Genomic DNA, 7,801 nt, shown 5'->3' with positions numbered 1-7,801 from the left:
CTCGGCACCCGGCTCGGCGCGCACCAAGCGCAGCGCGGCGCCCTCGCCGGGGCCGGCGAGCAGTTCGTGCGGGCGGATGAAGGCCTCGGCCGGCCCGTCGGGCAGGGCGACGCGGAGCGGCGGCAAGGGCAGCGGGTCGAACTGCAGGACACCGTGCCGGACGCTGCCGGGCAGCCGCGCGGCCTCGCCGACGAAGCCCGCGACGAAGGGCGTGGCGGGCGCCTCCAGCAGCGCCGTCGGTGTGTCGAACTGGGCGACGCGGCCGCGCTCCATCACGGCGACGCGGTCTGCCATCTCCATCGCTTCCTCCTGGTCGTGGGTGACGAGGATGGTGGTGATGCCAAGGCGGTCGTGCAGTCCGCGCACCCAACGACGCACGTCCTTGCGGACCAGGGCATCCAGCGCGCCGAAGGGCTCGTCGAGCAGCAGCAGACGCGGCTCGATGGCGAGCGCGCGGGCGAGTGCGACGCGCTGGCGCTGGCCGCCCGAGAGCTGGTCGGGCCAGCGGCGCTCCAGCTCAGGGATCTGCACAAGGGCGAGCAGCTCGCGCACGCGCCGCGCCGTCTCCGCCTGTGTCGGCCGCTCGGCGCGCCGACGCACGCTGAGGCCGAAGGCGACGTTGTCGAAGACCGTCATGTGGCGGAACAGGGCGTAGTGCTGGAAGACCACGCCGACGCCGCGCTCCCGCGCCGGCACGCCGGTCATGTCGCGTCCGGCGACCGTCACGGTGCCGGAATCATGCCCCTCAAGCCCGGCGAGGATGCGCAGCAGCGTGGTCTTGCCGGAGCCAGAAGGGCCGAGCAGCGCCACGAACTCCCCCGCAGCGATGTCGAGTGAGACGCCATCCAGCGCCGCGACGGCCCCGAACCGGCGGACGAGGCCCGCGACCGAGACGCTCATGCCGCGGCCCCCTGCCGGCGCCGGCCGCTCGCCCGCTCCAGCACCGCCTTGGCCGCGAGCGTGACGAGGCCGAGCAGCGCGAGCAGCGCGGCCACGGCGAACGCACCCGCGAACTGGTACTCGTTGTAGAGGATCTCGACATGCAGCGGCATGGTGTTGGTCTCTCCGCGGATGTGACCCGAGACGACGGAGACCGCGCCGAACTCGCCCATCGCGCGCGCATTGCACAGCAGCACGCCGGCGAGCAGCGCCCACTTCACGTTGGGTAGCGTGACGCGGCGGAAGGTCTGCCAGCCCGTCGCGCCGAGGGTAGCGGCGGCTTCCTCCTCGTCGCGGCCCTGTTCCTGCATCAGCGGGATCAGCGTGCGGGCGACGAAGGGGAAGGTGACGAAGATGGTGGCGAGCAACAGCCCCGGCAGGGCGAAGATCACCTGGATGTCCCGCGCCTGCAGCCAGGCACCGAGCCAACCCTGCAGGCCGAAGATCAGCACGAAGACGAGCCCAGAGATGACCGGGGAGACGGAGAAGGGCAGCTCGATCAGCGTGACCAGAACGCGCTTCCCGGAGAAGTCGTGCTTGGCCACGCACCAGGCAGCCGCGATGCCGCCGATCGTGTTCACCGGCACGCTGATCGCGGCGACCACCAGCGTCAGTTGGATCGCCGCCAGGGTGTCCGGGTCCGCCAGCGCTTCCAGCGCCACCGGCAGGCCGCGGCGGAGCGCCTCGACGAAGACGGCAGCGAGCGGGAGGCCGAGCAGCAGGAGGGCCGACACCACCGCCAGTCCGGCGAGCGTCCATCGCGCCCAGGGCGGGTCCTCCGAAGCCGGGCGGAAGGCAGCTGTGCCGCTCATCGGCGCCCCCGCCGCAGCGCGACCTGGAGGAGGTTCAGCGCCAGCAGGATGACGAAGGACAGCAGCAGCATCGCCAGCCCGATCGCCGCGGCGCCGGCATAGTCGAACTGTTCCAGCCGGATCACGATCAGCAGCGGCGCGATCTCGCTGACCATCGGCATGTTGCCGGCGATGAAGATGACGCTGCCGTACTCGCCGACGCTGCGCGCGAAGGCGAGTCCGAAGCCGGTCAGCAGCGCGGGGAGGAGCGCGGGCAGCACAACGCGGAACAGGGTCTGCGGCCGCGTCGCGCCGAGGGTTGCCGCCGCTTCCTCGGCATCGCGGCCGAGGTCGCGCAGCACCGGCTCGACCGTACGGACGACGAAGGGCAGGCCGACGAAGATCAGCGCGACCACGACCCCGGCCGGCGTGAAGGCGACCTACCAGCCGAAGGCTGCCGCGAGCGGCGCGCCGAGCCAGCCATTGGTGGCGAAGAGCGCGGTCAGCGCGATGCCGGCCACCGCGGTCGGCAGCGCGAAGGGCAGGTCCACCGCGCCGTCCAGGATCGCGCGGCCCGGGAAGCGGAGCCGCACGATCGCCCAGGCCAGCAGCAGCCCGACCGGCACAGTCACGGCCGCGGCCAGCAGCGCCGCGCCGAAGGAGAGCCTGAGCGCCGCCGCGACGCGCGGCTCCGCCAGCGCCGCCACGACGCCGGCTAGGCCGAGCTCCCAGGGCCGGATCGCAAGCGCCGCGAGCGGGATCAGCACGATGGCGGAGAGCCAGAGCGCGGTGATCCCGAAGGCGAGGCCGAAGCCGGGGATCGCCCGGACCCGCGCGAGCCGGGCAGGCCCCGCCCGCGCGAGGCCGAGCGCAGCGCTCATCGTCCGGGCCGGTAGATGCGGTCGAAGACGCCGCCGTCGTTGAAGTGGGTCTGCTGCGCCCGCGTCCAGCCGCCGAAGGTGTCGTCCACCGTCACCAGGTCGAGCCGCGGAAAGCGCTGGGCATTGGCCGCGAGCAGCGCGGCGTCGCGGGGCCGGTAGAAGTGCTTCGCCGCGAGCGCCTGGCCCTCCGGCGCGTAGAGGCCGCGCAGATAGGCCTCCGCGATGGCGCGCGTGCCGCGGCGGTCCACATTGGCGTCCACCACCGCCACCGACGGCTCGGCCAGGATGGACAGCGAGGGATGGACGATCTCGAAGCGGGCGTTCGGGAATTCCTGCAGGGCGAGATGCGCCTCGTTCTCCCAGGAGATGAAGACGTCGCCCTGGGCGCGCTGCGCGAAGTTGGTTAGCGACCCGCGCGCGCCGGTGTCGAGCACGGGGACGTTGCGGTAGAGCCGGGTGATGAACTCCTCCGCGCTGCGCTCCGACCCGCCCGGCTGGCGCAGCGCCCAGGCCCAGGCGGCCAGGTAGTTCCAGCGCGCGCCGCCCGAGGTCTTCGGGTTCGGCGTGATGACGGAGACGCCGGCGCGGCCGAGGTCGCCCCAGTCGCGCACGTTCCGCGGATTGCCCTGGCGGACGAGGAACACGATGGTGCTGGTGTAGGGCGCGCTGTTGTTCGGCAGCCTCCCGATCCAGTCGCGCGCGATCAGGCCGCGCTCCGCGATCTCGTCCACGTCGTAGGCGAGCGCCAGCGTCACGACGTCGGCCTGCAGCCCGTCGATCACGCTGCGCGCTTGCCGCCCCGACCCGCCATGCGACGTGTTGACGCGCACCGCCTGCCCGGTGCGGGCCTGCCAGTCGCGGGCGAAGAAGGCGTTGTACTCGCGGTAGAGCTCGCGCGTCGGGTCGTAGGAAACGTTGAGCAGCGTCGGCGGCTGTTGCGCGGCGGCGGGCGTGGCGACCAGTGCCAAGGGTGCGGCCGCGATCAGGCGGCGTCGGGTGAGCGTCATGGGTCTCTCCGTCGAGGCGTTGCGTGGAACGGCGGAGGGCGAGGGCGCTCGTGCCCAGGGGTGTCAGAGGCCTGGCACGGGCTCCCTCGCCGTCAGACATCGCGCGGCGGGCCCGGTCGTTGCCGCGGATTGCGGGCAGCCGGGCCGGCCGCAGGCGAGCCAGGCGGCGGCGTCGAGATGCGCACGCACGGCGCGGATCACCTCGACCGGCGGATGGCCCTCGGCGCGCAGGCGGGCGCGCAGCGCCGCGACCTCCTCCAGCCGCCCGGCCCATTCCTCGCCGAAGGCGTCCTCCAGCCAGCCACGCAGCGCGGCCGAGAGCGCGGGCGCGCCGCCGCCGGTCGAGACGGTCAGCAGTAGCTCGCCGCGCCGCACCAGCGCGGGCACATGCACGTCGCAGAGATGCGGCACGTCCTCGATGTTGACCGGGATGCCGCGCATCCGCGCGGCGGTGGCGAGCCATTCCGATTCCGCGTCGGTGAGCCCCGCGCCGAAGATCAGCTGCCGTCCTTCGAGGGCGAGCGCGGGCGGCAGCCCGTCATGCACGGAAAGCCGCGTCAGCCCCGCACCCTCCAGCAGCGCGCGGCGCTTCGCGAAGGCCGGGCCACGGCCCGCCAGCAGCGTCGGCGTCCCGGGCAGGAAGACGAGCGGCAGCATCAGCCGACCGCCACATGCCGACGCAGCAGGCCGAGCGGCGTCGCATCGCCTGCCACGGCGGGCTGATACGCGATCGGGATCGCGTGAAGGCCGCGCTGCCAGGCCGCAAGGTCGGCGCTCTCCGCAACCTCGACGGTGCTGAAGCCGCAGCGCAGCAGGAAGGCGTGCTGGTCCGGCAGGACATGGCCCGTCGCGCGGATCTCGCCGGCGAAGCCGTGATGCTCGCGGAGTGCGCGCGCCTGGGTGAAGGCGCGGCCGTCGCGATGCTTCGGGAACCGCAGCGCCACCAGCGAGAGCCGGTGCAGGAAGGGCGCCAGGGCCGACGGATCCGTGTCGTTCGGAAGCAGCACGCCGAGCTGCGCGTTGCGGGCGAGCAGCGCCGTTGCTTCCGCCTGGAGCCGGGCGAGACTCACCAGCGCCGGCGCGCCGTCCGGCAGCCGCGCGTCGTCCGCGATGGCGACAAAGGCATCGGCGACGAGCCGGCCTTGCTCAAGCAGGGGCATAGAGCGCCTCCTTGAAAGGGGCGGGGCCGATGCGGCGGTAGGTGTCCTTGAACAGCTCGCCTTGCGTGCGGTGCGCGACATAGGTGCGCACCAGCGTCTCCACCGCGTCCACGACGGCGTCGTAGGAAAAGGCGGGGCCGATCAGCTCGCCGATCGCGGCGTCGTTGGTCGCGCTGCCGCCGAGCGTGATCTGGTACACCTCCTCGCCGCGCTTATCCACGCCGAGCAGGCCGATATGGCCCACGTGATGGTGGCCGCAGGCATTGATGCAGCCCGAGATGTTGACGTGCAGCGTGCCGATGTCGAGCTGCCGGTCGAGATCGGCGAAGCGCTCCGAGATGCGCTGCGCGACGGGGATGCTGCGCGCGGTGGCGAGCGCGCAGTAATCCATGCCGGGGCAGGCGATGATGTCGGTGACCAGCCCGACATTCGGCGTCGCGAGCCCATGAGCGTCGAGCGCGGCGTGCAGTGCCGGCAGGTCCTCCTGACGCACATGCGGCAGCACCAGGTTCTGCACGTGGCTGACGCGGATCTCGCCGAAGGAGAAGCGGTCGGCGAGGTCGGCGACGGCCTCCATCTGCTCGGCCGAGGCGTCGCCGGGGATGCCGCCGATCGGCTTCAGCGAGATGACGACCGAGGCGTAACCAGGCGTACGGTGCGGATGGGTGGAGGTGGCGCACCAGGCCGCGAAGCGCCGGTCCTCGGCGCGAGCGCGGCGCAGCGCGGGCGGGTCGTCGACAAGCGTCGCGAAGGCGGGCGGTGCGAAATGCGCGGCGATCGCCTGCACCACCTCGGGGTCGAGGCGGTAGCGGCCGCGCGGCATGGCGGCGAACTCGGCCTCCACCAGGTCGCGGAATTCGTCGCCCAGATCGCGGACCAGGATCTTGATGCGCGCCTTGTAGATGTTGTCGCGCTGGCCGAGCACGTTGTAGACGCGCAGCACGGCTTCCAGATAGGCCAGCAACTCGGCCTCCGGCACGAAGTCGTGGATCAGCGTGCCGACCACCGGCGTGCGGCCGAGACCGCCGCCCACCCAGACCTCGAAGCCGATCGCGCCTTCGGCGTTGCGCTTCGCGATGACGCCGATGTCGTGGACCTTCGCCGCCACGCGGTCATGCGGCGCGCCGGTGATGGCGATCTTAAACTTGCGTGGCAGGTAGCTGAATTCGGGGTGCAGCGTGGACCATTGCCGCAGGATCTCGGCATAGACGCGCGGATCCACCAGCTCGTCCGCGGCGGCGCCGGCGAATTCGTCGGTGGTGACGTTGCGGATGCAGTTGCCGCTGGTCTGGATGGCATGCATGTCCACCTCGGCCAGCGCGGCGAGCATGTCCGGCGCATCCTCCAGCTTCGTCCAGTTGAACTGGATGTTCTGGCGCGTGGTGAAGTGGCCGAAGCCGCGGTCGAAGCGGCGCGCGATGAAGGCGAGCTGCCGCAGCTGGCGGCTGTCCAGCACGCCATAGGGGATGGCGACGCGCAGCATGTAGGCGTGCAGCTGCAGGTAGAGGCCGTTCATCAGCCTGAGCGGCTTGAACTCGTCCTCCGTCAGCTCCCCGGCGAGGCGGCGCTGCACCTGGTCGCGGAACTCCGCGATGCGCGCGGCGAGGAAGTCGCGGTCCACCGCGTCGTAGCGGTAGGTGCGCGCATGCGGGGGGATGGCGGCGTGCTGGTCCATCGGCGAAGCCCTCAGACGGCGATCGGCAGGGCGGGACGCGGGATGGCGTCCACGGATGGGCCGGTGGCACGGAGCCGTTCCCGGAAGCGCAGCGGACGCGGCACGCCGGCGAGAAGCTCGACCTCCACCGCATAGGCGCCGACGACGCGGCGCGCGCGTTCCGCCGCCTGGCCCTGGGCGAGGGCATGCGCGGCCTCCTCCGGCGCGAAGATGCGGGCGGCGGCGAGGTTGCGGGTCCAGCCGCCATCGGCGGCGAGCCACACGACGCGGCCATCGGCCAGATCGTTGGCGGTGATCGCCACCGGCTGGGTGGCGGGACGGGCCTTGGCAGGTCCCGACATGGCTCTGGTCCCCGATCGGCGCGCGGCCCGGTGCAGCCGCGGCGCGTATTGCACGATGAACAAGCGGCCAAATGGGGTCGCGCCTGGGGTTATGCCGATCGGCGGGCGTGATGGCAAGGAGCATGGAAGATATTTCGCCGAGACGCGGCTTTACGGCGGTGTGGGAGATATGTTTTTCTCCGGCAGCCAGATCGAAAAGACGTGCAGTGATGGTGAAATATGCCTCGGCCCTCGCCGTCGGCGCCGGGCCCCGCCCCGGCGAGGTGTGGCTGGTCGGCGCCGGCCCCGGCGATCCGGGCCTGCTGACCCTGCGCGCCGCCGATGCGCTCCGCGCGGCCGACCTCGTGCTGCATGACGCGCTGCCGGGCCGCGCCATGCTGCGTCTAGTCCGGCCGGGCGCGGAGCTGGTGAATGTCGGCAAGCGCAAGGGCGCGGCGCCGGTGCCGCAGGCGCGCATCAATGCCCGGCTCGTCGCCGGCGCGCTCGCCGGGCTGCGCGTGGTGCGGCTGAAGGGCGGCGATCCCTTCGTCTTCGGCCGCGGCGGGGAGGAGACGGCGGCGCTGGATGCCGCCGGCATCCCCTGGCGCGTCGTGCCCGGCGTCACCGCCGGCACCGCCGCGCCGGCCGCTGCCGGCATCCCGCTGACGCAGCGCGGGCTTGCCAGCGCGGTGACCTTCGTCACCGGCCATGACGAGGCGGGCGGCCTGCCCGGCAACCTGGATTGGGCGGCGCTGGCTCGGGCGGGCGGGACCATTGCCGCCTTCATGGCGCTCTCGCGCCTCGACGAGATCGCGCTGCGCCTGCTGGCCGGCGGGCGCGCGCCTGCGACGCCGGTGGCGGTGATCGCGCAGGCCTCGCTGGAGGGCGAGACGGTGCTGCGCACCACGCTCGGCGCCTGCACGCTCGCGGTGCGTCGCGCAGGGCTGCCCACGCCGGCGCTCGTGGTGATCGGCGAGGTCGCGGCGCTCGGCGCGGCTGCAGCCGAGGCGCTTCCGGAGGTCGCGGCG

8 protein-coding genes and 1 pseudogene are annotated in these 7,801 nt (G+C 72.8%); 1 reads left to right on the top strand and 8 read right to left on the bottom strand.

The genetic code is table 11. The features are described 5' to 3' along the window. From L2I40_RS14600 to L2I40_RS14565, 8 genes and pseudogenes are all read right to left on the bottom strand, one after another. The coding region (locus L2I40_RS14600) for a sulfate/molybdate ABC transporter ATP-binding protein (RefSeq protein WP_237215825.1) at positions 1 to 900 on the bottom strand (900 nt) is incomplete at its 3' end. Next, positions 897 to 1,751 carry a sulfate ABC transporter permease subunit CysW gene (cysW, locus tag L2I40_RS14595; protein WP_237215824.1) on the bottom strand — a complete coding sequence of 285 codons (855 nt, stop codon included), beginning with the start codon at positions 1,749 to 1,751 and terminating at the stop codon, positions 897 to 899. The genes L2I40_RS14600 and cysW, both read right to left, overlap by 4 nt. Continuing rightward, positions 1,748 to 2,611, bottom strand: a pseudogene (gene cysT, locus L2I40_RS14590) (sulfate ABC transporter permease subunit CysT). The gene cysW and the pseudogene cysT overlap by 4 nt, the downstream one beginning before the upstream one ends. Further along, the gene (locus tag L2I40_RS14585; protein ID WP_237215822.1) at positions 2,608 to 3,618 is read right to left on the bottom strand and encodes a sulfate ABC transporter substrate-binding protein; all 1,011 of its coding nucleotides are present in this window, start codon (positions 3,616 to 3,618) and stop codon (positions 2,608 to 2,610) included. The pseudogene cysT and the gene L2I40_RS14585 overlap by 4 nt, the downstream one beginning before the upstream one ends. A gap of 63 nt (positions 3,619 to 3,681) precedes the next feature. Further along, the gene (locus L2I40_RS14580; protein WP_237215820.1) at positions 3,682 to 4,275 is read right to left on the bottom strand and encodes a precorrin-2 dehydrogenase/sirohydrochlorin ferrochelatase family protein; all 594 of its coding nucleotides are present in this window, start codon (positions 4,273 to 4,275) and stop codon (positions 3,682 to 3,684) included. Then, positions 4,275 to 4,778, bottom strand: coding sequence for a DUF934 domain-containing protein (locus L2I40_RS14575; protein WP_237215818.1), 504 nt, complete (start codon positions 4,776 to 4,778; stop codon positions 4,275 to 4,277). Before L2I40_RS14575 ends, L2I40_RS14580 begins: the two co-directional genes overlap by 1 nt. Next, the gene (locus tag L2I40_RS14570; protein WP_237215816.1) at positions 4,765 to 6,453 is read right to left on the bottom strand and encodes a nitrite/sulfite reductase; all 1,689 of its coding nucleotides are present in this window, start codon (positions 6,451 to 6,453) and stop codon (positions 4,765 to 4,767) included. Before L2I40_RS14570 ends, L2I40_RS14575 begins: the two co-directional genes overlap by 14 nt. Positions 6,454 to 6,464: 11 nt before the next feature. Then, a complete protein-coding gene (locus L2I40_RS14565) occupies positions 6,465 to 6,794 on the bottom strand; it encodes a DUF2849 domain-containing protein (protein ID WP_237215814.1) in 330 nt (109 codons plus the stop codon). Positions 6,795 to 7,003: 209 nt separating this feature from the next. On the opposite strand from L2I40_RS14565, the gene cobA reads away from it, so the two are divergent. After that, the coding region (gene cobA / locus L2I40_RS14560) for a uroporphyrinogen-III C-methyltransferase (RefSeq protein ID WP_237215812.1) at positions 7,004 to 7,801 on the top strand (798 nt) is incomplete at its 3' end.

It is taken from the genome of Falsiroseomonas oryziterrae, assembly GCF_021864505.1.
GTDB lineage: Bacteria > Pseudomonadota > Alphaproteobacteria > Acetobacterales > Acetobacteraceae > Falsiroseomonas > Falsiroseomonas oryziterrae.
This window is presented reverse-complemented; position numbering and strand designations above follow the sequence as displayed.

What these genes read in the sequence shown, in the direction of transcription:
- cysW (WP_237215824.1), bottom strand. Translation starts at nt 1,751, where the DNA reads ATGAGCGGCACAGCTGCCTTCCGCCCGGCTTCGGAGGACCCGCCCTGG.
- L2I40_RS14570 (WP_237215816.1), bottom strand. Translation starts at nt 6,453, where the DNA reads ATGGACCAGCACGCCGCCATCCCCCCGCATGCGCGCACCTACCGCTAC.
- L2I40_RS14585 (WP_237215822.1), bottom strand. Translation starts at nt 3,618, where the DNA reads ATGACGCTCACCCGACGCCGCCTGATCGCGGCCGCACCCTTGGCACTG.
- L2I40_RS14565 (WP_237215814.1), bottom strand. Translation starts at nt 6,794, where the DNA reads ATGTCGGGACCTGCCAAGGCCCGTCCCGCCACCCAGCCGGTGGCGATC.
- L2I40_RS14575 (WP_237215818.1), bottom strand. Translation starts at nt 4,778, where the DNA reads ATGCCCCTGCTTGAGCAAGGCCGGCTCGTCGCCGATGCCTTTGTCGCC.
- L2I40_RS14580 (WP_237215820.1), bottom strand. Translation starts at nt 4,275, where the DNA reads ATGCTGCCGCTCGTCTTCCTGCCCGGGACGCCGACGCTGCTGGCGGGC.